The sequence below is a fragment of the Methylosinus sp. RM1 genome (assembly GCF_011378635.1).
Classification (GTDB): Bacteria; Pseudomonadota; Alphaproteobacteria; order Rhizobiales; family Beijerinckiaceae; genus Methylosinus; species Methylosinus sporium.
Genome location: NZ_WOVC01000008.1, coordinates 117,869 through 140,744, shown reverse-complemented (window position 1 = coordinate 140,744; position 22,876 = coordinate 117,869). Strand labels below are relative to the sequence as shown.

At 65.8% G+C, this 22,876-nt stretch carries 22 protein-coding genes; 9 read left to right on the top strand and 13 right to left on the bottom strand.

Annotated features, from left to right (window positions below; genetic code table 11):
• Nucleotides 1-58 precede the first annotated feature (58 nt).
• Nucleotides 59-2,125: an elongation factor G gene (locus FMZ75_RS07970; protein ID WP_166142002.1), complete on the top strand. Its 2,067-nt coding sequence runs from the start codon at nt 59-61 to the stop codon at nt 2,123-2,125.
• Nucleotides 2,126-2,316: 191 nt separating this feature from the next.
• Nucleotides 2,317-4,428 carry a PAS domain S-box protein gene (locus tag FMZ75_RS07965; RefSeq protein WP_246728847.1) on the top strand — a complete coding sequence of 704 codons (2,112 nt, stop codon included), beginning with the start codon at nt 2,317-2,319 and terminating at the stop codon, nt 4,426-4,428.
• Nucleotides 4,429-4,516: 88 nt separating this feature from the next.
• Here FMZ75_RS07965 and phbB read toward each other — a convergent pair whose 3' ends face one another.
• The 3 genes from phbB to FMZ75_RS07950 form a co-directional block, all read right to left on the bottom strand.
• The gene (phbB, locus tag FMZ75_RS07960) at nt 4,517-5,242 is read right to left on the bottom strand and encodes an acetoacetyl-CoA reductase (RefSeq protein ID WP_166142000.1); all 726 of its coding nucleotides are present in this window, start codon (nt 5,240-5,242) and stop codon (nt 4,517-4,519) included.
• A 70-nt stretch (nt 5,243-5,312) separates the two neighbouring features.
• Complete coding sequence (locus FMZ75_RS07955) at nt 5,313-6,488, bottom strand: acetyl-CoA C-acetyltransferase (protein WP_166141998.1); 1,176 nt, start codon at nt 6,486-6,488, stop codon at nt 5,313-5,315.
• A 111-nt stretch (nt 6,489-6,599) separates the two neighbouring features.
• Nucleotides 6,600-7,133: a TetR/AcrR family transcriptional regulator gene (locus FMZ75_RS07950; protein WP_142863124.1), complete on the bottom strand. Its 534-nt coding sequence runs from the start codon at nt 7,131-7,133 to the stop codon at nt 6,600-6,602.
• Nucleotides 7,134-7,408: 275 nt separating this feature from the next.
• Here FMZ75_RS07950 and FMZ75_RS07945 point away from each other — a divergent pair, with 275 nt between their 5' ends.
• The 4 genes from FMZ75_RS07945 to FMZ75_RS07930 all read left to right on the top strand — a co-directional run bounded on the left by FMZ75_RS07945 (nt 7,409) and on the right by FMZ75_RS07930 (nt 11,575).
• Nucleotides 7,409-7,783 (top strand): copper uptake system-associated protein, encoded by a 375-nt coding sequence (locus FMZ75_RS07945; RefSeq protein ID WP_246659858.1) that lies wholly within the window; start codon nt 7,409-7,411, stop codon nt 7,781-7,783.
• Nucleotides 7,780-8,670: an alpha/beta fold hydrolase gene (locus FMZ75_RS07940; protein ID WP_166141996.1), complete on the top strand. Its 891-nt coding sequence runs from the start codon at nt 7,780-7,782 to the stop codon at nt 8,668-8,670. Before FMZ75_RS07945 ends, FMZ75_RS07940 begins: the two co-directional genes overlap by 4 nt.
• Nucleotides 8,671-8,813: 143 nt before the next feature.
• The gene (locus tag FMZ75_RS07935) at nt 8,814-9,221 is read left to right on the top strand and encodes a hypothetical protein (protein WP_166141994.1); all 408 of its coding nucleotides are present in this window, start codon (nt 8,814-8,816) and stop codon (nt 9,219-9,221) included.
• A 74-nt stretch (nt 9,222-9,295) separates the two neighbouring features.
• A complete protein-coding gene (locus FMZ75_RS07930; RefSeq protein ID WP_166141992.1) occupies nt 9,296-11,575 on the top strand; it encodes a TonB-dependent receptor domain-containing protein in 2,280 nt (759 codons plus the stop codon).
• On the opposite strand, the gene FMZ75_RS07925 is transcribed toward FMZ75_RS07930, so the two are convergent.
• Together FMZ75_RS07925 and FMZ75_RS07920 are read right to left on the bottom strand one after the other, a co-directional pair.
• Entirely contained in the window at nt 11,490-12,113 is a 624-nt protein-coding gene (locus FMZ75_RS07925; protein WP_166141990.1) for a nucleotidyl transferase AbiEii/AbiGii toxin family protein, read from the bottom strand. The genes FMZ75_RS07930 and FMZ75_RS07925 overlap by 86 nt on opposite strands.
• Before the next feature lie 10 nt (nt 12,114-12,123).
• Complete coding sequence (locus FMZ75_RS07920; RefSeq protein WP_166141988.1) at nt 12,124-12,417, bottom strand: hypothetical protein; 294 nt, start codon at nt 12,415-12,417, stop codon at nt 12,124-12,126.
• 138 nt (nt 12,418-12,555) lie between these two features.
• On the opposite strand from FMZ75_RS07920, the gene FMZ75_RS07915 reads away from it, so the two are divergent.
• Nucleotides 12,556-14,307 carry a SulP family inorganic anion transporter gene (locus tag FMZ75_RS07915; RefSeq protein ID WP_246728846.1) on the top strand — a complete coding sequence of 584 codons (1,752 nt, stop codon included), beginning with the start codon at nt 12,556-12,558 and terminating at the stop codon, nt 14,305-14,307.
• Here the strand turns inward: FMZ75_RS07915 and FMZ75_RS07910 are convergent.
• The 6 genes from FMZ75_RS07910 to sdhC all read right to left on the bottom strand — a co-directional run bounded on the left by FMZ75_RS07910 (nt 14,282) and on the right by sdhC (nt 19,545).
• Nucleotides 14,282-15,316: an aspartate-semialdehyde dehydrogenase gene (locus FMZ75_RS07910; RefSeq protein ID WP_166141986.1), complete on the bottom strand. Its 1,035-nt coding sequence runs from the start codon at nt 15,314-15,316 to the stop codon at nt 14,282-14,284. The two genes, FMZ75_RS07915 and FMZ75_RS07910, sit on opposite strands and share 26 nt — an antisense overlap.
• 159 nt (nt 15,317-15,475) lie before the next feature.
• Entirely contained in the window at nt 15,476-15,832 is a 357-nt protein-coding gene (locus FMZ75_RS07905; RefSeq protein WP_142863152.1) for a hypothetical protein, read from the bottom strand.
• 121 nt (nt 15,833-15,953) lie between these two features.
• Nucleotides 15,954-16,739: a succinate dehydrogenase iron-sulfur subunit gene (locus tag FMZ75_RS07900; RefSeq protein WP_142863131.1), complete on the bottom strand. Its 786-nt coding sequence runs from the start codon at nt 16,737-16,739 to the stop codon at nt 15,954-15,956.
• Nucleotides 16,740-16,792: 53 nt separating this feature from the next.
• Entirely contained in the window at nt 16,793-18,622 is a 1,830-nt protein-coding gene (sdhA, locus tag FMZ75_RS07895) for a succinate dehydrogenase flavoprotein subunit (RefSeq protein WP_166141984.1), read from the bottom strand.
• A 74-nt stretch (nt 18,623-18,696) separates the two neighbouring features.
• Nucleotides 18,697-19,089, bottom strand: coding sequence for a succinate dehydrogenase, hydrophobic membrane anchor protein (gene sdhD / locus FMZ75_RS07890; protein ID WP_166141982.1), 393 nt, complete (start codon nt 19,087-19,089; stop codon nt 18,697-18,699).
• 42 nt (nt 19,090-19,131) lie between these two features.
• A complete protein-coding gene (sdhC, locus tag FMZ75_RS07885; RefSeq protein ID WP_166141980.1) occupies nt 19,132-19,545 on the bottom strand; it encodes a succinate dehydrogenase, cytochrome b556 subunit in 414 nt (137 codons plus the stop codon).
• Between the two features lie 475 nt (nt 19,546-20,020).
• On the opposite strand from sdhC, the gene FMZ75_RS07880 reads away from it, so the two are divergent.
• Both FMZ75_RS07880 and alr read left to right on the top strand, forming a co-directional pair.
• Complete coding sequence (locus tag FMZ75_RS07880) at nt 20,021-20,743, top strand: response regulator transcription factor (protein WP_166141978.1); 723 nt, start codon at nt 20,021-20,023, stop codon at nt 20,741-20,743.
• A 74-nt stretch (nt 20,744-20,817) separates the two neighbouring features.
• The gene (alr, locus tag FMZ75_RS07875) at nt 20,818-21,963 is read left to right on the top strand and encodes an alanine racemase (RefSeq protein WP_207783330.1); all 1,146 of its coding nucleotides are present in this window, start codon (nt 20,818-20,820) and stop codon (nt 21,961-21,963) included.
• A 4-nt stretch (nt 21,964-21,967) separates the two neighbouring features.
• Here alr and FMZ75_RS07870 read toward each other — a convergent pair whose 3' ends face one another.
• Nucleotides 21,968-22,624, bottom strand: a complete 657-nt coding sequence (locus FMZ75_RS07870) for a Maf-like protein (RefSeq protein WP_166141975.1) — start codon at nt 22,622-22,624, stop codon at nt 21,968-21,970.
• Nucleotides 22,625-22,633: 9 nt separating this feature from the next.
• Complete coding sequence (infA, locus tag FMZ75_RS07865) at nt 22,634-22,852, bottom strand: translation initiation factor IF-1 (protein ID WP_018266249.1); 219 nt, start codon at nt 22,850-22,852, stop codon at nt 22,634-22,636.
• Nucleotides 22,853-22,876: the final 24 nt, after the last annotated feature.

Genomic DNA, 22,876 nt, shown 5'->3' with positions numbered 1-22,876 from the left:
CGACCTCGACGGAGCCGACAAGGTTTCCACTCGCCGGCGCCGGGAACGGGAGCGGGACATGAGTGAAACGAGAACGTCCGGCGCGGCGCGAGCCGAAGGCGCGCGCATGATCGCGCTGGTCGGCCCTTTTCAGAGCGGCAAGACCAGCCTCTTCGAATGTCTGCTCGCGCGTTGCGGCGCCGTGCAACGACAGGGCTTCGTGCGCGACGGCGCGACGGTCGGCGACGCGTCGCCGGAAGCGCGCGCCCATGCGATGAGCGTCGAATGCAATATCGGCCGCGCCGATTATCTCGGCGACGGCTACACTTTCGTCGATTGTCCCGGCTCGGTGGAATTCGCCGATGAGCAGCGCCGCGCGCTCGCCGTCGCCGACGCCGCCATCGTCGTCGCCGAATCCGATCCGCGCAAGCTGCCGGCCTTGCAGCTCGTGCTGCGCGCGGTGGAGGAGGCGCGCGTTCCGCATTTTCTGTTCCTCAACAAGATCGACGCCGCCGCCGGCAATCTGCGAGAGTCTCTCGCTCTGCTGCAGACGGCCTCGCGCACGCCGCTGCTGCTGCGGCAGATCCCGCTGTGGAACAATGGCATCGCCGTCGGCTTCATCGATCTCGCGCTGGAGCGGGCCTATGTCTATCGCGAGCACGCGCCCTCGCAGGTCGTCGCCATGCCCGATGGCGAAACCGTGCTGGAGAAGGAAGCGCGCTATTCCATGCTGGAGCGTCTCGCCGATTACGACGATGCGCTGATGGAGGAATTGCTCAGCGACATAGAGCCGCCGCGCGACCAGATTTTCGACGATCTCGCCAAAGAGCTTCGCTTCGGCCATGTCGCGCCCGTGTTCATCGGCGCGGCGGAGCGCGGCGCCGGCGTGACGCGGCTGCTGAAAGCGCTGCGCCATGAGGCGCCCGGCGTCGCCGCGACGCGGGCGCGGCTCGGAATTGCGGACGCCGGCCCCGCGCTCGCCCATGTGTTCCGCTCCATCCATACGCCGCATGGCGGCAAGCTGTCGCTGGCGCGCGTGCTGCGCGGCGCCTTCTCGGACGGACAGCAGGTGATCGGCTCCTCCGGCGCGGAGGAGAAGATCAGCGGCGTCTCCTCGCTGCTCGGCGCGATGACGATGCGTCAGCCGAAAGCGGAAGCGGGCGAGACCGTGGCTTTCGGCCGGCTCGATGGGATCGCCGCCGGCGAAGCCGTGCAGGACGCCCGCGCCGGCGCCCCGCAGGCGCCGGCGCCGCTCGCGCCGCCGCGTCCGGTCTATGGGCTGGCGCTCTCGGTCGGGGACCGCAAGGACGAGATGCGTCTCGCCGCGGCGCTGGCCAAGCTCATCGACGAGGACCCGTCGCTGGTCTTCGTTCAGGATCAGGCGCTCGGCGAGATGAAGCTGCTCGGCCAGGGCGAGATGCATATTCGCGTCGCGCTGGAACGGCTCGCCACGCGCTATGGCGTGACCGTCGCCACGCACGCGCCCGCTGTCGGCTACAAGGAGACGATCCGCCATGCGGTGAGCGTGCGCGGGCGCCACAAGAAGCAGTCGGGCGGCCATGGCCAGTTCGGCGATGTGGTGCTGGAGGTGTCGCCCCGCGGGCGCGGCGAAGGCTTCAGCTTCGCCGAGCGGGTCCATGGCGGCACTGTGCCAAAACAATACTTCTCCTCGGTCGAAGCCGGCTGCCGGGACGCGCTGGCGCGCGGGCCGCTCGGCTTCCCTGTGGTCGATGTGGAGGCGGTGCTGGTCGACGGCTCCTATCATAGCGTCGATTCCTCCGACATGGCCTTCCGCACGGCGGCGCGCCTCGGCATGATCGAGGCGCTGGGCAGAGCGGAGCCGGTGCTGCTCGAGCCCATGCTCGCCGTGGCGATATTCGCGCCGAGCGAGGCGGTCTCCCGCGCCACCGGCATTGTTTCGGCCCGGCGCGGGCAGATATTGGGCTTCGGGCCGCGCCCGGAATGGGACGGCTGGGACGCGCTCGACGCGCTCATTCCGGAGGCGGAGATCGGCGATCTCATCGTCGAGCTGCGCTCGGCCACCTCGGGCGCCGGATTTTTCGAGGCCCGCTTCGATCATCTGACCGAAATGGTCGGGCGGCAGGCGCATGAGGTGGTCGCCGCCCGCAGCGCGGCGAGCCATTGAAAGGCGCTCCTCCGCTTCACTCCGGGACAGGCGCCTTGTGGCGCGGTTCTTGATCGGCACAGGCGACGATGAAGCATTGTCCCATTTTGACAATGCTCGCATTTGGTCCCATCCGATTGGCGGATCGAAGGCGAGCGGGCTAGCGCCCTGCAAACCGGAGACGGCGGCGATCTCTACTGGAATGAATATACATGCAGGCTGAGACCGCTACGGAATTCGTGACTCTTCGGTCGCGGAGCGAGCGGCTGTCGCGCCCATCCGGCATAGAGGGCGCGGGAGATTTGCCGTGGGGCACGCATTTCTGCCAGTTCTACGAGGACGTCGACGATCTTCTCGACATCGTCGCTCCCTATTTCGCGGCCGGCATCGCCGCCAATGAGCGCTGCTTGTGGATCGCCGCGCCGCCATTGACGGTCGCCGCCGCAAAGGCGCGCCTGGCGACGCTCGTTCCCGATCTCGAGGCCGATATCGCTCGCGGCCGCATCGACATAGTATCGAGCGAGGAATGGTATCTTCGTACCGGCAAAATAGACTGCGATCGTGTGCTGAACGATTGGCGAGAAGCCCATGATGCGGCGCTTCGCGACGGTTTCGACGGGCTGCGCGCCTGCGGCAACTCTTTCGAATTCGATCCCTCCCACTGGCCGCTCTTCATGGCTTATGAGAGCGGGCTCGGAGACTTGCACGGCTCGTTCCGCATGATAACGCTCTGCGCCTATTCGCTGCGGCTGATCGGCGCTCCCGAAATCGTCGAGGTGATCGCCCGGCACGAATTCGCGCTGATCCGCCGCGGCGGCCGCTGGGAGACGATCAAGAGCCTCGACTATGAGCGCGCGCGCAAGGCGCTGCGGCAGAGCGAGGAGCATTTTCGCCTGCTCGCTGAGGGCGCGCCGTCCTCGGCGATCTTCTCGCTGGACCGGCAAGGCCTCATCGTCGCCTGGAGCGAGGCGGCCGAGCGCATCACCGGCTGGAGCCGCGACGAAATTCTGGGCCGCCGCCTATCGATCCTGCATTCGGCCGACACGCAAGAGGAACTGAGCGCTCTCGCGGAGCGCGGCGTCGTCAAGCGAATAGAACCGCGCCGGCGCCGGGACGGCTCGATCTTCCCGGCCGAGGAGCTGATCGCCCCGCTGCGCGACGATTCCGACAATCTCTACGGCTATGCGGTGATGATCAGCGATCTCAGCGAGAAATCGCGCGCCGAGCGGGAGCGACGGGCGAGCGAGGCGCGCCTGCGCGCGATCGTCGAAGGCGCGGGCGACGCAATCGTCATCATCGACGGCGACGGCGTCATTCACGCCGTCAACTCCGCGGCGACGCGGCTCTTCGGTTATGCGGCGGCGGAGGCGATCGGGCGATCGGTCGACATGCTGTTCCCGGAGCCGCTCCACGACCCGCGTTTCGCGACGCTGGGCGCCGATGGGGCGGCGCCCGCCGAGGCCGAGCCAGAGCGTATCGGCCGCCGCAAGGACGGCTCGCTGTTTCCGCTGGAGCTCTCCGTCAGCGAGGCGGCGCATGACGGCGAGCGGCTGCTGGCGCTATTCCTGCGCGATCTCACCGACCGGCGTCGCGCCGAGGCGCAAATGCGCAAGCTGCGTTCCGATCGCCTCGACCTGATGGCGCAGATGGCGGCGAATGTCGCGCATGAAATCAATCAGCCGCTATCGGCCATCGCGACCTATCTGAGCGCCGCCCGGCGCGTGCTTCGCCGCAACGCGGAAGCGGCGAGCGATCTCGACCCCATTCTCGACAGCGCCGTCGCGCAAGTGACCCGCGCGGCGCAGATCATCAGCCAATTGCGCGGCTACGTCACCCGCGCCGAGCCGGACAAGACGCAGCAGCGGCTGCACGACATCATCCGCGACGCCTGCGCCTCCACCGACATGGCGCGCAGCAATGTCAAGGTGACGACGACGCTCGATCTCGACGCGGCGGACGACGCCGTCATCGTCGATCGCGCTCAGATTCGGCAGGCGCTGATCAATCTGAAGCGCAATGCGCTCGAAGCGATGCAGGGCGCCGACAAGCGCGAGCTCGTGATCTCGACGCGTCTCATCGAGGGCGGGATGATCCGCACGGACATCATCGACACGGGCGCCGGCCTCGCCGACGATTTGCTGAATGAGCTGTTCGAGCCCTTCACCACGACCAAGATGCACGGGCTCGGCGTCGGCCTGCCCGTCTCACGCGCGATCGTCGAAGCGCATTACGGGAAGTTGTGGGCGGAGCAGAATCCCGGCGGCGGCGCGCGGCTGAGCTTCACCCTGCCGCTCGCCGACGAGAGGTCGGAGGAGCCGGCCTAAGTAGCATGATTCTTTCGCCCGCAGGCGGGGCGAGACGGCGCTCACAGAGGAAGCGCGCTCGAGCGGGACCGCTCGAGCGCGAAGAGCGTCAGGCCAGATACTGGCCGCCATTGATGGTCAGCGTCGAGCCGGTGATGAAGCCGGCGTCGTCCGAGGCGAGGAACACGACCGCGCGGGCGATCTCCTCCGGCTCGCCGAGGCGGCCGACGGCGATGTAAGGAATGATGTGCTTATCGAGCACGTCCTGCGGCACGGCCTTCACCATCTCCGTGGCGATATAGCCGGGCGCGATGGCGTTGACGGTGACGCCCTTGGAAGCGCTCTCCTGCGCCAGCGCCTTGACGAAGCCGATGTCGCCGGCCTTGGAGGCGGAATAGTTCGTCTGGCCGGCCTGGCCCTTCTGGCCATTGATCGACGAGATGACGATGATGCGGCCGAAGCCGCGGTCACGCATGCCGTTGATGACCGGGCGCGTGACGTTGAACAGCGAGTTGAGGTTGGTGTCGATCACCGCGCGCCATTGCGCCAGCTCCATCTTGTGGAACAGACGATCCTTGGTGATGCCGGCGTTGTTCACGAGCACATCGACCGCGCCCAGATCCTTCTCGATCTGCGCAATGGCGGCGGCGCTGGCGTCATAGTCCGACACGTCGAACTTGTAGAGCGGAATGCCGGTCTCCGCCTTGAACTTGTTCGCCGCCTCGTCATTGCCGGCGTAGGTCGCGGCGACATTATAGCCGGCGGCCTTCAACGCCTTGGAAATCGCCTCGCCGATGCCGCGCGTGCCGCCCGTCACAACCGCTGTTCTGCCCACCTCGTCCTCCTTCATCGAATTTTCAAAGAATCGGACCGCGAGCCTTCAGAGGCGCGCGGTCCTTTTATATTTAGCGCTCGATCGTCAGGGCGACGCCCATGCCGCCGCCGATGCAGAGCGTGGCGAGGCCGCGCTTGCCGCCGCGGCGTCCGAGCTCATAGAGCAGCGTCGTCAGAATGCGCGCGCCCGAGGCGCCGATCGGATGGCCGATGGCGATGGCGCCGCCATTGACGTTGACGATCGCCGGATCCCAGCCGAGGTCCTTGTTCACGGCCAGAGCCTGCGCGGCGAAAGCCTCATTGGCCTCGACGAGATCGAGGTCGGAGATCTTCCAGCCGGCCTTCTCCAGCGCCTTGCGCGAGGCCGGGATCGGGCCGGAGCCCATGATCGACGGATCGACGCCGGCGGTCGCCCAGGAGGCGATGCGGGCGAGCGGCGTGAGGCCGCGCTTGGCCGCTTCCGCCGCCGTCATGATGACGAGCGCCGCCGCGCCGTCATTGAGGCCGGAGGCGTTGGCCGCCGTCACCGTGCCGTCCTTAGTGAAAGCCGGCTTCAGCTTGGCGACGCCCTCGAGCGTCACGCCATGCTTGATGTATTCGTCCTGATCGACGATCACATCGCCCTTGCGGGAGGAGACGGTGAAGGGAACGATCTCGTCCTTGAACTTGCCGGCCTTCTGCGCCGCCTCGGCCTTGTTCTGCGAGGCGACGGCGAAAGCGTCCTGCTCGGCGCGGCTGATCTGCCACTTGGCCGCGACATTCTCCGCCGTGATGCCCATGTGGTAATTGTTGAAGGCGTCGGTGAGGCCGTCGACGATCATCGTGTCGACGAACTTCACATCGCCCATTTTGGTGCCGGCGCGCATGTGCGCCGAGTGCTGCGACAGCGACATGGACTCCTGGCCGCCGGCGACGACGATGCTCGCGTCGCCAGACTGAATCTGCTGAGCGGCGAGCGCCACCGCGCGCAGGCCGGAGCCGCACACCTGATTGATGCCGAAAGCGGTCTTGTCCTGCGGCACGCCCGCCTTGATGGCGGCCTGACGCGCGGGGTTCTGTCCCTGCGCCGCGCCGAGGACCTGACCCAGGATGACCTCGTCGACGTCGGCGGCCTCCAATTTGGCGCGCTCGATAGCGGCCTTGACAGCGACCGCGCCCAATTCATGGGCGGGCGTTGAACCGAAAGCTCCGTTGAACGATCCCACAGCAGTGCGCGCCGCGGAAACGATCACGATCTCCGTCGTCATATCGTTCTCCTGATTGGTCGGGCCGGCGCCGGCGGACGCCGCTCGCGCACGTTGAGCATTTTGAGTCGCGGCTCGTCAAGCGCCGGACGCGCGCATCGTTGACGCGGCGCGTCAATTCTTCGGGCGGCGGAGGCCGAATTCGGCGGCGAGCCGCTCCAATTCACCCGTCTCGATCTCCGCGAGGCCGGGCTCGAGCAGCGCCCGCAGGCCGAAGCCACGCAGCCGATCGACGAAGCCGGCCGCCGCAGGATCGTCCGCCTCTCGCCCGAAATAGGCGGCGACGCGGCGCGTCAACCCCTGCGCATGGGCGGCGAGGATCGGCCGCAGCTCATCCTCCTCGCTCGCGCCCAGAACGATGGCGAGAAAGAAGCGCATCCGCCCGCGTCCGAGCATGAGATTGCGCAGCGTGTCGAAAAGCTCGTCGGCCTCCGTGGCGGCGCCCGCGCGCTCGGCGCGATCATGCGAGGCCTGCAGCAGAGCGACGAAGAGATCGGCCTTGCGCGGGAAATAATAAGTGAGATGCGACTGCCGCACGCCCGCGGCCTTGGCGACGCGCGGCTGGGTCAGCGCCTCGACGCCGTCTTTTTCGACGATATCGAGCGCGGCGTTCAATATCCGCTGTCTGACGCTGATTTCCGCCGTCACTGCCGATCTTTCCGAGCTCGATGCCGGCTCCCTACCAAAAACCTGCTCGTCTGGGCAATGCGGCGGCGCGCCCTCGCCATTCCTTTCGCATGGGGACGAGCTTTCTTCATGGGACGCTTGCCAAACCCGAGTTGGTAACTTACCAATAATTTCCGACGATCGAAATGGGGGGCGAGATGCGTTTTTTTCGAAGAGCCAGATGCGGCGCGGCGCTTTTTTCTCTCCTCCTCGGCGCGAACGTCGCCGTCGCGGCTGCCGGCGATGACGAAGCCGCCGTGAAACATCTCCTCATGCAGACCTTCGACCGTCCCGACTCGCCGCTCGCCGTGGAGCCGATCGTCGTCGACGGCGACATCGCCATCGCGGATTGGGCGCAGGGCGAGCAAGGCGGCCGCGCGCTGCTGCGCCGCAAAGACGGCAAATGGGAGATTTCGCTCTGCGCCGGCGACGCGTTGAAGCAGAGCGCCTCGCTCGAAAAGCTCGGCCTCGCGCGGCCCCGCGCCGAGGCGCTCGCCGCCTCGCTGGCGACGGCCGAGCGCCGGCTCTCCCCCGCCCTGCTCGAGCGCATGTCGCGATTCGACGGCGTGGTCGCCGTGGACGCCGCCGGCGGCCATACGCCGCTCGACCCGCATCATCGCCCGATTCCATGACCACGCTCAGCCGACGCGCGCTGCTCGCTGGAACGAGCCTTCTCGCAGCAGCGCCCGCTCTCGCCGGCGTCGCGACGCAATTCGGCGTTCTCTCTTTAGAGCTGAGCGGCGCCGGCGAGCCTCTTGTGCTGATCCCGGGCCTCGCCTGCGGCGCTTGGGCGCTGGAGGAGATCGCCCGCCGGCTTTCCCCGCGCTTTTCGATTCACGCTTTGACGCTGCCCGGCTTCGACGGCCGTACGCCGATCGAGACGCCGATGATCCCGCGCATTTGCGCCGATATCGCGGCCTATGTGGCCGCTCTGAAGCGGCCGCTCCTCGTCGGCCATAGCCTCGGCGCCTTCATCGCGCTGAAGACCGCAGCGGCGCGTCCCGAGCTGTTCGGCGGAATCATCACTCTGGACGGCTACCCGGTCTTCCCCGCCCTCGCCGGCGCGACGGCCGAGGAGCGCGCCGCCACAGCGCAGCGCCTCGCCGCGCAATTTTCCGTCGGCGCCGGCGATCCTGTCCGCTTTCGAGAGAGATTGCGCGGCTTTCTCGCCGCGCGCATGAACGATTCGCGGCAGGCCGAGCGTTTCGCCGAGCGCGCCGCACACAGCGATCCCGCCGCGACCGCCGCTTATGTCGTCGAGATGCTTTCCGCCGATTTGCGGCCGGAGCTCGCGCGGCTCGACGCGCCTCTGCTCGCTCTGGCGGCGACCGATTCCTACCTCGCCGGCCGCAGCGAAGACGAGATATCGGCCTTTTACGCCAATCTTCTCGCCAAGGCGCCGAAAGCCTCCGTCCTGCTCTTGCGCGAGGCCCGCCATTTCGTCGCCGTCGATCGGCCGGACGTCGTCGCCGCGGCGATCGAATCCTTTGCCGCCGGCCTGCGCCTCGGACGCGCGTGACTGTGTCCTCGAGGTCACAACCCTCGGAAATCTCCGTAGCGAGCAGCTGCAGGCGGTCGCTTCGGCTTGCCTCGCGACTATTGGTCAGTTACCAAGAAAACGAAAGCGGAACCGAGCGACGGTTCGCGCGGCGCGAGAGCCGAATGAACGAGGCGAAGCGGATGATCGAAGCAGGCCGAGGAGCGGCGCGCCGCTCGCACGCGCTCGCCACGATCCTCGCCGTTCTTCCGCTGCTGCTGCAATTGCTGTTCGCCGCGGCGCCTTTCGCCCTCGCGACGAATGCGCGAGCCGAAATCGCGCTCGCCGCGCCCGATTGCGCGACGCGGGACCATCGCCAGACGCCCGCCGGCGAAGGCGCCCATTCGCATTGCTGCCTGCTCTGCGAATGGAGCCTGCGCGACGGCGTCGCCGTCATCGGCTCCTTCATCGTCACGGCTCTCGCCGCCGACGCGCATGCGACGCCGATCCGCGCGACCGCAGATCGCCCACGACCTGCGCCGATCGGCTGGACGACATCCTGGTCGTCACGCGCGCCGCCACTTTTCTCCTGACAGCAACGCCATGCGGCGAAAGCCGCGTTCCGACTTCGCTTCGAACGGCGCGACGCCGTCTCAGGAGACATTCCATGTATCGCAGCCTTCTTTCGCGCGGCGTCGCCGCCGGCGCGCTTCTCCTCGCGACTCCCGCAGCCTTTGCGCAATCGGCGCTGCCGCCGATCGACATCGGCTCGGACGCGCGCTCCGCCGATGCGGCGCCGCAGACGGGCTCGCTCACTGTTCCCTCGGTCGCGGAGCAAAGGCGCCGCATCGAGCAGACTGTCGGCTCTGTCGCTTTCGTCGACGCCGCCGCGCCGGAAATGCAGACGCGCCATATCGCCGATCTGCGCGACGCGCTGAAGGACGTCCCCGGCGTCTTCGTCGATACGCGCTACGGGCAAGAGCTGCGCCTCTCCATGCGCGGCTCCAATCTCACGCGCGATTATCATCTGCGCGGCTTCGAGCTGCTGCAGGACGGCATTCCGATGAACTATGCCGACGGCGGCGGCGATTTCTACGAGATCGACCCCAAATATTTCCGCTCGATCGAGGTCTATAAGGGCGGCAACGCGCTCTCTTTCGGCTCCTCGACATTGGGCGGCGCGATCAATTTCGTCTCGCCCACGGCGCGCACCGCGCTCGCGCCCAACATGCTCGCGATCGACGGCGGCAGCTTCGGCTCCATTCGCGGACAAGCGCAGGTGTCGCGCGTCATCGGCGACTTCGATTTCCTCGTCAACGGAACCTTCTCGCATTCGGACGGGTTCCGCACCCATTCGCAATCCGACTATGTGCAGATCAACGGCAATATCGGCTATCGCTTCTCCGACAATATCGAGACGCGCTTCTACTTCGGCGTCTATGACACAAATCAGCAATTGCCCGGCACGCTGACGCTCAATAATGCGCGCAGCAATCCGACGCTCGCGACGCTGCCCTATATCGCCGGCTTCGGCTCGGATGGCTTCGGCGCCGATCAGGCGCGCAATGTCCGCAACCAGCGCATCTCCAACAAGACGACATTCGAAACGGACATAGGCCGCATCGACGTCGACAGCTGGTTCATCCACAATTACCTCTATCATCCGATCTTCGTCGTCATAGAGCAGGAAGGCGAGAGCTGGGGCTTCGCGCCGAAGCTGACGACGAAATTCGAGATCGCCGGCCATAGGAACGAGCTGACAGTGGGCGGGCGCGTGTGGGGCGGCGGCTCCACCGATAATTGGTATTCCAATTACAATGCCGCGAAGCTCAATCCCTATGGCGCGATACCGGCCAATTTCGCCAATGCGGCTTTTTCCTTCCCGCCCTATTCCTTCAACGGCCTCGCGCAATTCGGCGCCGCGGGCTCCTGCTTCGGCTTTTGCGGAACCTTCATCAATCCGGGGCTGAGCGCTCAGATCCGCAACAATCGCATGGCGGCGCTCAATCTCGAGGCCTATTTCGAGGATCGCTTCTATATCGCCCCGCAGCTCGCTCTGATGTTCGGCGCGAAAATCTTCAGCGACGATCGCCGCTATTCCGTGCTCGGCGGCATTTCCTATGAGCCGCTCGCCAATCACACGGAGAAGAATTATCGCGGCGTCGTGCCCAAGGTCGGACTGATGTTCCAGCCGACGCCGGAGATTCAATTCTTCGCCGATATGACCGGCAGCCGCGACGTTCCCGATTTCATCGATCTGACGCAGGGTTTTTTCCCGCCGACGCCCGGCGCCTCCTTCACGCCGCTCGCATCGCAAAAGGCCTGGACCGGCGAGATCGGCTCGCGCGGCAAATGGGATCGCTTCTCCTGGGACGTGACTTTCTATCACACCGAGCTGCAGGACGAATTGCTGAAGTTCAGCGCCAATCCCGGCGCGGGCGTGCCGGCGACGACCTTCAACGCCAAGCGCACCATGCATCAGGGCGTCGAGCTCGCCGCCAGCGTCGATCTGTGGCGCAACATCACCGCGCCCGATGATGTGCTGAAGCTGAGCCAAGTCTGGACATGGAGCGACTTCCGCTTCGTCGGCGACGCCAATTACGGAAACAATCCGCTCGCTGGCGTTCCGCGCCATGTGCTGCGCACGACGCTCGCCTACAGCCGGCCCGACGGGCTCTATGTCGCGCCCTCGATCGATTGGGTTCCGGAAGGTTCTTACGTCGATTACATGCACACGCTGCAGACGCCCGGCTATGTGCTGCTCGGCGTTCAGGCGGGCATGAAGCTGCCCTATGGGCTCACCTTCTATGTCGATGCGCGCAATCTCGCCGATCGCCATTACATCAGCGATGTGACGACGATCATCGACGCGCGCGCGTCGAATCCGGCGGCCTTTTATCCGGGCTATGGCCGCGCGGTCTACGCCGGAATGAAATGGGCGTTTTGAACGTCATTGCCGCGAAGCGATCCAGCTGGATCGCTTCGCGCGTCTCTCTGACGGCGGCGAGGCCATGCGCGAGGCTCTGGCCGGCGGCCAGCATAGCGGCAATGTCTTGATAGTCCTTTCCCTCGGCGCGGTCGTGAATCACTTTCAGCTTATGGGCGAGCAGATCGTCGAGAGACGCGACGCATAGAACATCGTCGGCGGTCTTTTCGGGCTCGCCCACACGGCCGTTCGACATCCCTCCGAAGAAAGACAGCTTTACGGGCTCGTCGTCCCGTGAAACGCTCACGGTCAATGTATTCTTGTCGTTTTGCAGCACGGAAACGCGACCGAGACCATGCAAAACGTCGAGGAGCGCGCTCTTGGCGCCGTCGTCCAGCGGAACATCCGAGAAAAAATCGAAATCGACCGACGTGCGGTGCCCGAGACGAAGCGCGATCGCCGCGCCGCCGTAGAGCGCATAATGGCGTGGTATCCGCGCGAGCAGTGGCCAGAGACCACGTTGCGGCGCGGGCAGCGCGTCGAGCAAAGGCGTCAGCATTGGCGCTCCATCACGCGAATCTCTTGCGCGCTTTCGGCGGCGCGCCCGGCCGGCCCAAGCGATAATGCCAGAACGCCAGCGATCGGCTGGAGATCGCGCCCGGAGGCGGCGATTCGAGCACATCGACGAATAGCTCCGGCCCGATCAGCTCGAGCAGCTCATTGGCGTCCTCCCAGACGCCGAGCTCCATCACATTCACGACGAGGCCTCGCAAGCCGCTCGAGACGACGATCTCCGGCGGCGTGCCCCACACATATTTTGCCGCCAGACGAAGCGTCGCCGCGTTTCGTGCAGGTTCGCCCATTTTCGGAAACCCTCTCGGCATACGTTCGAAACGCTAGCACCACGACGAAGCCATGTCAGCATTCCGGACACGGCCGCGCCATGACAGACCGAGCGTCACGCCCTAGATTTGCGACAGGCTCGCCTCGGATCACGCCCCATGCCGCAGCAACGCTCCTGGCCATTCTTCCCCTCCCTGTCGCAAGCCATGCTGCGCTATGACGTCGCGGCCGGGCTGACGCTCGCGGCCATCGCCATACCGGAGCAAATGGCGACGGCCCGGCTCGCGGGCTTTCCGCCGCAGATCGGCTTTTTCGCTTTTCTCGCCGGCTCGTTCTCCTTTGCGGCTTTCGGCTCCAACCGCTTCCTCTCCTCCGGCGCGGATTCGACGATCGCGCCGATCTTCGCCGGCGCTCTGGCGCTGCTGGCGACGCGCGGCACGCCGCAATTCATGGCGCTCGCCTCTTTTCTCGCTCTCTTGGTCGGCGGCATTTTGATCCTCGGCTTTCTGCTGCGCGCCGGCTGGATCGCCGATCTCCTCTCCGTTCCGGTGACGACCGGCTTTCTCGCCGGCATCTCGATTCACATCTTCATCTCGCAACTGCCGGCGCTCGTCGGCCTGCCGAGCGTCGAAGGCAGCGAATTCTATCGCGTCGCCGAAATGGCGAAGCATTGGCGCGAGGCCAATCCCGCGGCCATCGCCCTCGGCCTCGGCTCGCTCGCGACCATCGTCATCGGCGAGAAGATCAGCCCCAAGCTTCCAGCCGCGCTGATCGCGCTCGCCGGCGCCGCTTTCGCCGTACAGCATTTTCGTCTCGAGGAGCGTGGCGTCGCGGTGCTCGGCGCGGTCTCGGCGGAGCTTCCGCATCCGCGCTTTCCCGAGATCGCGGCCGCCGACATTCCGCATATCGTCGGCCTCGCCATCATCATCGCCATGGTGATCATGGTGCAGACGGCGGCGACCTCGCGCTCCTTTCCCAATGAGGAGGGCCGCGCGCCGGATGTCGATCGCGATTATCTCGGCGTCGGCGCGGGCTGTCTGCTGGCGGGGCTGGTCGGCGCCTTCGCCGTCGACGCCTCGCCGCCGCGCACGGCGATCGTCTCGGCGACGGGCGGGCGCTCGCAGCTCTCGTCGATCGTCGCGGCGCTGGTCATTGCGGCGCTCCTGCTGTTCGGCGCCGCGCTGCTCGAGCATGTGCCCAACGCCGCGCTCGCCGGCGTGCTGATGTTCATCGCCGCGCGCATTTTCCGCCTGCATGTGATGCGCGATATTTACTCGAAAACACGCGGCGAATTCGCGCTGGTCGCGCTGACCATGGCCGCCGTCGTCGCGCTGCCGGTGCAGACCGGCGTGTCGCTCTCCATATTGGCGTCGCTGCTGCATGGCGTGTGGACGACGACGCGCTCGCGCCTCATCACTTTCGCGCGCCTACCGGGAAGCTCGGTCTGGTGGCCCTGCTCGAGCGTCCGGGACGAGCCTTGCGGCGAGAAGCTGGCGGGCGTGCTGGTCGCGGCCTTTCAGGCGCCGCTGTCTTTCCTCAACGCCTATGGCTTTCAGCGCGATCTGCGCGAGGCGATCGAGACGGGCGACGAGAAGCCGACGCTCGTCGTGCTCGAAGCGAGCAATATCGTCGAGATCGACTACACGGCGGCGCGCATATTGAACGATGCGATCCAGGATTGCCGCGCGGCAGGCGCGGATTTCGCGATCGCGCGGCTCGAATCCGTGCGCGCGCACCAAGCGCTGGCGCGCTATGGCGTGACCAAGACGCTCGGCGAAGGGCGGCTCTTTCGCAGCGTCGACGAGGCGACGCGGGCGCTCGCCCCCGACGCCGTCGCGCTGAAGCTGGACGCCGCCCCGCTCGTCCCGCGCAAGAGCCGCGCGTTCACGCCGCCTTCTTCTTCGGCGTGATGAGCTTGCGATTGGCCAGCACTTCGGCGATCTGCACCGCGTTCAGCGCCGCGCCCTTGCGCAGATTGTCGGAGACGCACCACAGAACCAGGCCGTTCTCGACGGTCGGATCGTCGCGGATGCGCGAGACAAAGGTCGCATCCTCGCCCGCCGCCTCATGCGGCGTGATGTAACCGCCGGCCTCGTGCTTGTCGATGACGAGCACGCCCGGCGCCTCGCGCAGAATGTCGCGCGCCTCGTCCGGCGAAAGCGGGTTCTCGAACTCGATGTTGATCGCCTCGCTATGGCCGATGAACACCGGCACGCGCACGCAGGTGGCGACGAGCTTGATCTTCGGGTCCAGAATCTTCTTCGTCTCCACCACCATCTTCCACTCTTCCTTGGTGAAGCCGTCCTCCATGAAGACGTCGATCTGCGGAATGAGGTTGAAGGCGATGCGCTTGGGGAACTTCTTCGACTCGAGCGGATCGGAGACGAAGACGGAGCGCGTCTGCGAGAACAGCTCGTCCATGCCCTCCTTGCCGGCGCCCGACACGGATTGATAGGTCGAGACGACGACGCGCTTGATCTTGGCGGCGTCATGCAGCGGCTTCAGCGCCACGACCAGCTGCGCGGTGGAGCAATTGGGATTGGCGATGATGTGCTTTTTCGTGAAGCCAGCCGCGGCGTCGGCGTTGACCTCCGGCACCACCAGCGGCACATCCGGGTCCATGCGCCAGGCGGAGCTATTGTCGATGACGACGCAGCCCTTGGCGCCGATGCGCGGCGCCCATTCGCGCGCGACGTCGCCGCCCGCCGACATGAGGCAAATGTCGGTGTCGGAGAAATCATAAGTGTCGAGATGGCGGCATTTGAGAATCTTGTCGCCGAACGACACTTCCGTCCCGATGGACCGGGACGAAGCCAGCGCGACCACTTCCGAGACCGGAAAGCGGCGCTCCGCCAGAATGTCGAGCATCTCGCGGCCCACATTGCCCGTGGCGCCCGCGACGGCGACCTTGTAACCCATGGGATGGAACTCCTTTTGCCCGCTTATGACGACGGGCGCGCCTTTTGTCGAGGGTATGGACGAGAATAGCGAAGCGACCCCGCAGGCCGACTGGGCCACGGAGCGGCTTCGCATCGATCTCACAGCATGGCCACGGCGAACGCGCCGAGGCCGACGGGCTCAGAAAGGCATGCCGACCGACATATTGCCGTTATTGCCCATGCTCACCGGCGCACGGCCGCCGAAACGCGGCGTATCGTCCTCTTTGTCTTTCTTCTTGGGCGGAGATTTGCCCGGCGACCAGCCCTCGAGCTCGCCGAATTGGCGGTTCTCGACCTTGGCCGGCGGCTTGCCGGGCGCAGCCGGCTGACCGGCCGTCTGCTGCTGTTTGTTTTTCTTCGGATTCGCCTTGACGGCTCCAGCGGCGGAAGTGTCTAGCCGGCTGGGGTCGAGCGCGTCCTCCGCCCCCGCGGACAGCGGCAGCGCGGACGAAAAGGCGAAAATAGCGGCGACCAGAAGAAGCGGGCGCGATCGCATGGCGGCTACTCCTCGAGCATCAGCTCCAAAATGCTCCCACGCCGGAAAAAAGACAAGTTCCGGCGATTCCACGGGCGAGATTGCGCGGCGATCGGGGCGCCATTGCGGCGCCGGCCCCGCTTCACTCGCCCGTCGTCTGCGCGATCGCCAGATTTTTGAGCTCGGCGATGGCCGTGCCGGGCAGCAGGCTCTTGGGGCAGGCGTTGGAGCAGTTCAGAATCGTGTGGCAGCGATAGAGGCGGAAGGTGTCGTCGATATAGGCGACGCGCTCGGCTGTCGACTCGTCGCGACTGTCCACCACCCAGCGATAGGCCTGCAGCAGCGCCGCCGGGCCCAGGAAGCGATCCCGATTCCACCAATAGCTCGGGCAGGATGTGGAGCAGCAGGCGCAGAGAATGCACTCATAGAGCCCGTCGAGCTTGCGGCGATCATCCGGCGCCTGCAGCCATTCCTTCTGAGGCTCCGGCGTCACCGTCTGCAACCAGGGCTCGATGGCCGCGTGCTGGGCGTAGAAATCGGCGAGATCGGGCACGAGATCCTTCACCACCGGCATATGCGGCAGCGGATAGAGCTTTATCGCCCCCTCGATCTCGTCCATGCCCTTGGTGCAGGCGAGCGTGTTGAGCCCGTCGATATTCATCGCGCAGGAGCCGCAAATGCCCTCGCGGCAGGAGCGGCGGAAGGTCAGCGTCGGATCGATCTTGTTCTTGATCCAGATGATCGCGTCGAGAACCATCGGCCCGCAATCGTCGAGATCGACGTAATAAGTATCGATGCGCGGGTTCGACGCCTCGTCCGGATCGAAGCGATAGATGCGGAATTCCTTGAGCCGGCTCGCGCCCTCGGGCCGCGGCCAGACCTTGCCCTCGACGGGACGGGAGGATTTGGGAAGGACGAATTCGACCATGATTTGTCCACTCGCGTTCTATGCCGCTTCGAAGCCGACGCCCGCGCCGCCCCTCAATACACCCGCGCCTTCGGCTCGATATAAGCGACCTCATTGGACAGCGTGTAGCTGTGCACTGGGCGATAATCGATCGCGACGCTCTTGCCCGCCTCGTCGATCGTCGAGAGCGTGTGCTTCATCCAATCGGCGTCGTCGCGGTTCGGATAATCCTCGCGGGCGTGAGCGCCGCGGGATTCGGTGCGGTTCTTCGCCGAATCCATCGTCACCACCGCCTGCACGATGAGATTGTCATATTCCAGCGTCTCGACGAGATCGGAGTTCCAGATCAGCGAGCGATCCGAAACCTTGACGTCGTTGCTTTTCTTCCACACCGCATGGATCGCCTGCGATCCCTCTTCCAGCACCTCGCCGGCGCGATAGACGGCGCAATGCGATTGCATCACGCGCTGCATCTCGAGCCGCAGATCGGCGGTCGCGATCGAGCCGGAGGCGAAGCGCCGCGCGTCGAGACGCGAAAGAGCGAGCTCGGCGGAATCGGCGGACAGCTCCGGCTGCGTCTGGCCGGGCTTCACCAGCTCGGCGGCGCGCTGGCCGGCGGCGCGGCCGAAGACCACGAGATCGACCAGCGAATTGGAGCCGAGACGATTGGCGCCATGCACGGAGACGCAAGCCGCCTCGCCGATCGCCATAAGGCCCGGCACCACCACATCGGGATCGGCGCCGACGCGGCGCAGCGCCTCGCCGTGAAAATTCGTCGGTATGCCGCCCATGTTGTAATGCACGGTCGGCAGCACCGGAATGGGCTCGCGGGTCACATCGACGCCGGCGAAAATTTTCGCGCTCTCGGAAATGCCCGGCAGGCGCTCATGCAGGATCGCAGGATCCAAATGCTCGAGATGCAGATGGATGTGATCGTTCAATTTGCCGACGCCGCGGCCCTCGCGAATCTCCACTGTCATCGCGCGCGAGACCATGTCGCGCGGCGCGAGATCTTTCACCGACGGCGCATAGCGCTCCATGAAGCGCTCGCCCTCGCTATTGGTGAGATATCCGCCCTCGCCGCGCGCGCCCTCGGTGATGAGGCAGCCCGCGCCATAAATGCCGGTCGGATGGAATTGCACGAATTCCATATCCTGCAGCGGCAGTCCGGCGCGCAGCGCCATGCCGCCGCCGTCGCCCGTGCATGTATGCGCAGACGTCGCGGAGAGATAGGCGCGGCCATAGCCGCCTGTCGCCAGCACGGTGAGCGCGGCGCGGAAACGATGGATCGTGCCGTCGTCGAGCTTGAGGCAGACGACGCCGCGCACGGCGCCCTCCGCATCGACGATGAGGTCGATGGCGAAATATTCGACGAAGAACTCCGTGTCGTGACGCAGCGCCTGGCCGTAGAGCGTATGCAGCATCGCATGGCCGGTGCGGTCGGCGGCCGCGCAAGTGCGTTGCGCCGGCGGGCCTCTTCCGTAATCCGTCGTCATGCCGCCAAAGGGCCGCTGATAGATGCGTCCGTCCTCTGTGCGCGAGAAGGGCACGCCCCAATGCTCGAGCTCATAGACGGCTTGCGGAGCGTTGCGGCAGAGATATTCGATCGCGTCCTGGTCTCCGAGCCAGTCGGAGCCCTTGACGGTGTCGTACATGTGCCATTTCCAATCGTCCGGCCCCATATTGGCCAGCGCCGCGGCGACGCCGCCCTGCGCCGCCACCGTATGCGAACGAGTGGGAAATACTTTTGTGATGCAAGCGGCCTTCAGCCCCGCCTTGGCGCAGCCGACGACGGCGCGCAGTCCCGCGCCGCCGGCGCCGACGACGACGACGTCGAATGTATGATCGACGATCGGATAGGCCCTGCCCCCGATATTCACCGTCGTCTTGCCGTTCCCAGCCATTCCAAATCCTCGTCGAAAGAGCGCCCTTGCCGCTTTTAGAGTCTTTCCATGTCTCAAAGAAACACGGAAAGACTCTAGCGCGGCGCGGCGATGATCATGATGGCGAGCGTCCAGACCGCGGCGATCGCGATCGCCGTCCATTTGTTGACGATGAGCGCCGTCGTCTTGAGCGATTTGTCGTGGACATAGTCCTCGATGATGTTCTCCATGCCGAGCCGCGCATGATAGGCGACGACGACGATGAAGCCGATCAGCGCGATGGCCGGCAGCGGCCGTCCGATCTCGGCGCGCGCGGCCTCATAGGATTTGCCGACCAATCCGACGAGATGCCAGATCGAGAGCAGCGCCAGCGGCGCCAGCGCTCTGGCGCTGTGACGCATGGCCAGCGCATGAAGCGAGCCTGCGCGATCGGAGACGAAGGTGTCTCCCTTGCCGCTGCGGCCGCTCTGGAACGTCGAGCGCGACATATTGCTTCTCCATTGACCCTATACGAGACGGCCCGAGCGCCCTCAGCCCAAGAGCGAGGATGCGATCCACAAAAGCGCGGTCAAAACCAATCCGCCGCCCAATGTCGCTTTGGCGAGCAGCTCGCGCCCGTCGCGATCGAGATAGAGCCCACGGTCCCATATCGCATGGCGCACGCCGCCGAGAAGATGATGAAACAGCGCCCAGCTGAACAGCAGCATGAACAGCCGCCCGACGAAAGAATCGACGATCCAGGATACGGCGCCGAAGGCGGACGGCCCGAGCGCGAGCCCCAAAAGATAGACGGCGAGCAGCAGCGCGCCCGCATAGAGCGCCGCCCCGGTGATGCGATGCGCGATCGACATCACCATGGTGAAGATCGGCTTATAGACCGATAGATGCGGGGAGAGCGGCCGCGCGGCGGCGAGGCTCTCGCTCATGGGATCGGCGTCGGCCATGATATTTTTTCTCCGCTCGAGGCTCGGCTCGACTGATAATTCAATCGCGTCGCGACCGCAACCAGCGTCCCGAACCTCAGTAGACAGCGCTGCGCGGGGCGGCGGCGGCGCGGCGAAAGGACGCGAGACTTAAGTAACGCGCAGAGACGCCCTGCGCAATCGAAGCGTCGATGCGTAGGTTTCGAGTCGAAAATCGTGGCGCGAGCGATACGATCTGTTAACATGCGCTCGCCGACGTTGCCCGGGACCAGCCGGCGCATCGTCGTTCGCAGCCGGCTTTTTCTCGACCGGCGACGAACGCGTCGAGTAGCGTGAGCGTCGAAGTTCGTCTGTGTCTTTTGCGTCCTTGTCGTGTCAGTTCTCGTAGTAAGCGTCGATTTCGTCGTAACGTCGGACCGCCGATCATTTTGTCGGCGGCGGGAATATGCTGGTCTCGTCGAATGACTTTTTCGTCAACTCATCTCGCGAGCGATCTATGAATTACAGTGAAACCATCCATATCTTGAACATCGACCCGATCATTCGTTCGTCTTTGACGAGCGCGCTGGACAGGGCGGATTATCACCTTCGCCTGCATGAGGACGCGGGACGCTTCTTCGAAGCCGTCGAAACCGACAGCCGCGGCTGCGTCATCATCTATGTCGACATGCCCGAGATGATCGGGATCGAATTATTGAGAGACGCCAAGGCGCGGCGGATCGAGTTGCCGATCATCGTCATCACCGCCCAGGCCAATGTGCGGGGCGCGATCCAAGTGATGAAGGAAGGGGCGTTCGATCTGCTCGAATTGCCCGTCAACGAGGCCAAGCTCCTCGCCTCCGTGCAGCAGGCGCTGACCCGCCGCGTGGATCATCGCGCCTATCGCGGCCGCACGCGGACCACGCCCGGCCGGCTCGCGACGCTCACCAATCGTGAGAACGACGTGCTCGCCGGCCTCGTCGAGGGCAAGCTCAACAAGGTCATCGCCCATGAGCTCGGCATCAGCGCCCGCACGGTCGAGACGCATCGCTCCCACATCATGACCAAGATGCGCGTGAAGAGCGTCGCCGATCTCGTACGTATCTCGCTCGGCGCGCCGCGGCCCGATCCGGCCGTTCGCCTCGGGGCGCCGCGACCGCCTGTCGATCCGGCCGCCCGTATGGGAGCGCCGGCCCCGCGGGCGCTGACGGAGCCGGGAGCGGCCGCGACCCGCCGGTGAAATTAATGACGCCGGAGCATTGCGCATTCGAATAGCCATGCGAACGCCATGCTCCGGCGCTAGAATACTCCGTCATGAGATTCGACCGATCGGCCCGAGCGCCCCTGAACGAGACCGCCCCCGCCGAGGCGCGCGCGGGGGCGATTCTCACCATTGATCTCACCGCCCTCGTCGCCAATTGGCGACGGCTCGCCGCGCGCGCCAGCGCGAGCGAATGCGCCGCCGTGGTCAAGGCCGACGCCTATGGCCTCGGCGCCGAGGCTTCCGTGCGGGCGCTGGCCGCCGCCGGCTGCCGTACATTTTTCGTCGCCGCCGCCGGGGAAGGCGAACGCATTCGCGCCGTCGCGCCGCGCGCCGTCGTCTATGTGCTCGAGGGCCTGCCGCGCGGAGGCGCCCGCGCTCTGGCCGCCGCGCGGCTGCGCCCGGTTCTGGCCTCGCTCGAGGAAATCCGCGAATGGGGGGCTTTCGGCCGCTCCATCGGCCGCCGTCTGCCCGCGGCGCTGCAATTCGACACCGGCATGAATCGGCTGGGACTCGCGCTGCGCGACGCCGAGGCCGCAGCCATAGCGGCGCAGGATGTGGACCTCACGCTGACGATGAGCCATTTCGTCTGCGCCCAATGGACAGACGACCCGCGCAACGCGCGGCAGATCGCTGCTTTCGAGGAGGCGCGGCGCGCCTTCCCCGGCGCGCCGGCCTCGCTCTGCAACTCATCCGGGATTTTTCTGGCGCAGCAACCGCATTATGATGTGCTGCGCCCGGGCTACGCCCTCTATGGCGGCAATCCGACGCCCTCCGCGCCCAATCCGATGCTGAGCGTCGCCCGGCTCGAGGCGCCGATTCTGGCGACGCGCTGGATCGAGGCCGGCGAGAGCGTCGGCTATGACGGCGTGTGGACGGCGGCGCGGCCGACAAGACTGGCGACGCTCGGCCTCGGCTATGGCGACGGTTTTCCGGCCGCCGTCGCCGGCCCAGGCCGCCCAGCTCCCGAGGCGATCGTCGCCGGACGGCGCTGCCCGATCGTCGGCCGCGTGTCGATGGATTTCGTCATGCTGGATGTGACCGACGTCCCCGAAGGCGCCGTCTATCGCGGCCAGACGGCAGAGCTGCTGGGGGAGACGATCGGCGTCGACGAGCTGGCGGAGCGCTGCGGAACGATCGGCTATGAGATTTTGACCCGGCTCGGGCGACGCTATGAGCGGGTCTATATCGGCGAGTGAACGCTCACGCCCCCTCGAACCAGGGCGTCAGCACCGGATAGCCCTCGCCGGCCAGCAGCGCCGCGGTTTCATAGAGCGGCAGGCCGACGACGCCCGAATAAGAGCCGATGAGCCGCACCGCGAAAGCGCCCGCGAGCCCCTGAATCGCATAGCCGCCCGCCTTGCCGCGCCATTCGCCGGAGGCGAGATAGGCGTCGATCTCGTTCGCGCCGAGGCGCTTGAAGCGCAGCCGCGATTCGACCAGACGGCGGCGCTCGGCCCCTCGCGGGGTGATCAGCGTGACGCCGGTAAAAACCCTATGCTGGCGGCCCGAGAGCAGGCGCAGGCAATCCTCGGCCTGCTCTATGTCCTCGCATTTGGGCAGAATTCTCCGGCCGACCGCCACCACAGTGTCGGCAGCGAGCACATAGCTCCCCTCGAGCCGAGGCTGATAGGCCATGATCTTCACGGCCGCCGCGGCCTTCTCGCTGGAAAGACGCTGGGCGAGGCTGCGCGGCAGCTCGTTGCGCTGCGGAGTCTCGTCTATGTCGGTCGGCAGCAGCGCATCGACGTCGAGGCCGATCTGCTGGAGCAGCTCGAGCCTGCGCGGCGAGGCGGAGGCCAGCGCCAGCTTGGGCCGCGCATCGGTCGGGTGGGACGTCAAGACGATCGGCTCCGCCATAAATCGAAATTATTTGAAACGATAGGTAATCCGCCCTTTGGTGAGGTCATAGGGCGTCATCTCCACGAGAACCTTGTCCCCGGTGAGCACGCGGATGCGGTTCTTGCGCATCTTTCCGGCCGTATGGGCGATGATCTCGTGCTCGTTCTCGAGCTTGACCCGAAACATCGCGCTGGGCAGCAGCTCGGTGACGACTCCGGGAAACTCCAACAGTTCTTCCTTGGCCATGTGGTTCCTTCTTCAGAGGCCGTA

What these genes read in the sequence shown, in the direction of transcription:
- FMZ75_RS07970 (WP_166142002.1), top strand. Translation starts at nt 59, where the DNA reads ATGAGTGAAACGAGAACGTCCGGCGCGGCGCGAGCCGAAGGCGCGCGC.
- FMZ75_RS07965 (WP_246728847.1), top strand. Translation starts at nt 2,317, where the DNA reads ATGCAGGCTGAGACCGCTACGGAATTCGTGACTCTTCGGTCGCGGAGC.
- FMZ75_RS07955 (WP_166141998.1), bottom strand. Translation starts at nt 6,488, where the DNA reads ATGACGACGGAGATCGTGATCGTTTCCGCGGCGCGCACTGCTGTGGGA.
- FMZ75_RS07940 (WP_166141996.1), top strand. Translation starts at nt 7,780, where the DNA reads ATGACCACGCTCAGCCGACGCGCGCTGCTCGCTGGAACGAGCCTTCTC.
- FMZ75_RS07935 (WP_166141994.1), top strand. Translation starts at nt 8,814, where the DNA reads ATGAACGAGGCGAAGCGGATGATCGAAGCAGGCCGAGGAGCGGCGCGC.
- FMZ75_RS07930 (WP_166141992.1), top strand. Translation starts at nt 9,296, where the DNA reads ATGTATCGCAGCCTTCTTTCGCGCGGCGTCGCCGCCGGCGCGCTTCTC.
- FMZ75_RS07925 (WP_166141990.1), bottom strand. Translation starts at nt 12,113, where the DNA reads ATGCTGACGCCTTTGCTCGACGCGCTGCCCGCGCCGCAACGTGGTCTC.
- FMZ75_RS07920 (WP_166141988.1), bottom strand. Translation starts at nt 12,417, where the DNA reads ATGGGCGAACCTGCACGAAACGCGGCGACGCTTCGTCTGGCGGCAAAA.
- FMZ75_RS07915 (WP_246728846.1), top strand. Translation starts at nt 12,556, where the DNA reads ATGCCGCAGCAACGCTCCTGGCCATTCTTCCCCTCCCTGTCGCAAGCC.
- FMZ75_RS07910 (WP_166141986.1), bottom strand. Translation starts at nt 15,316, where the DNA reads ATGGGTTACAAGGTCGCCGTCGCGGGCGCCACGGGCAATGTGGGCCGC.
- FMZ75_RS07905 (WP_142863152.1), bottom strand. Translation starts at nt 15,832, where the DNA reads ATGCGATCGCGCCCGCTTCTTCTGGTCGCCGCTATTTTCGCCTTTTCG.
- FMZ75_RS07900 (WP_142863131.1), bottom strand. Translation starts at nt 16,739, where the DNA reads ATGGTCGAATTCGTCCTTCCCAAATCCTCCCGTCCCGTCGAGGGCAAG.
- sdhA (WP_166141984.1), bottom strand. Translation starts at nt 18,622, where the DNA reads ATGGCTGGGAACGGCAAGACGACGGTGAATATCGGGGGCAGGGCCTAT.
- sdhD (WP_166141982.1), bottom strand. Translation starts at nt 19,089, where the DNA reads ATGTCGCGCTCGACGTTCCAGAGCGGCCGCAGCGGCAAGGGAGACACC.
- sdhC (WP_166141980.1), bottom strand. Translation starts at nt 19,545, where the DNA reads ATGGCCGACGCCGATCCCATGAGCGAGAGCCTCGCCGCCGCGCGGCCG.
- FMZ75_RS07880 (WP_166141978.1), top strand. Translation starts at nt 20,021, where the DNA reads ATGAATTACAGTGAAACCATCCATATCTTGAACATCGACCCGATCATT.
- alr (WP_207783330.1), top strand. Translation starts at nt 20,818, where the DNA reads ATGAGATTCGACCGATCGGCCCGAGCGCCCCTGAACGAGACCGCCCCC.
- FMZ75_RS07870 (WP_166141975.1), bottom strand. Translation starts at nt 22,624, where the DNA reads ATGGCGGAGCCGATCGTCTTGACGTCCCACCCGACCGATGCGCGGCCC.
- infA (WP_018266249.1), bottom strand. Translation starts at nt 22,852, where the DNA reads ATGGCCAAGGAAGAACTGTTGGAGTTTCCCGGAGTCGTCACCGAGCTG.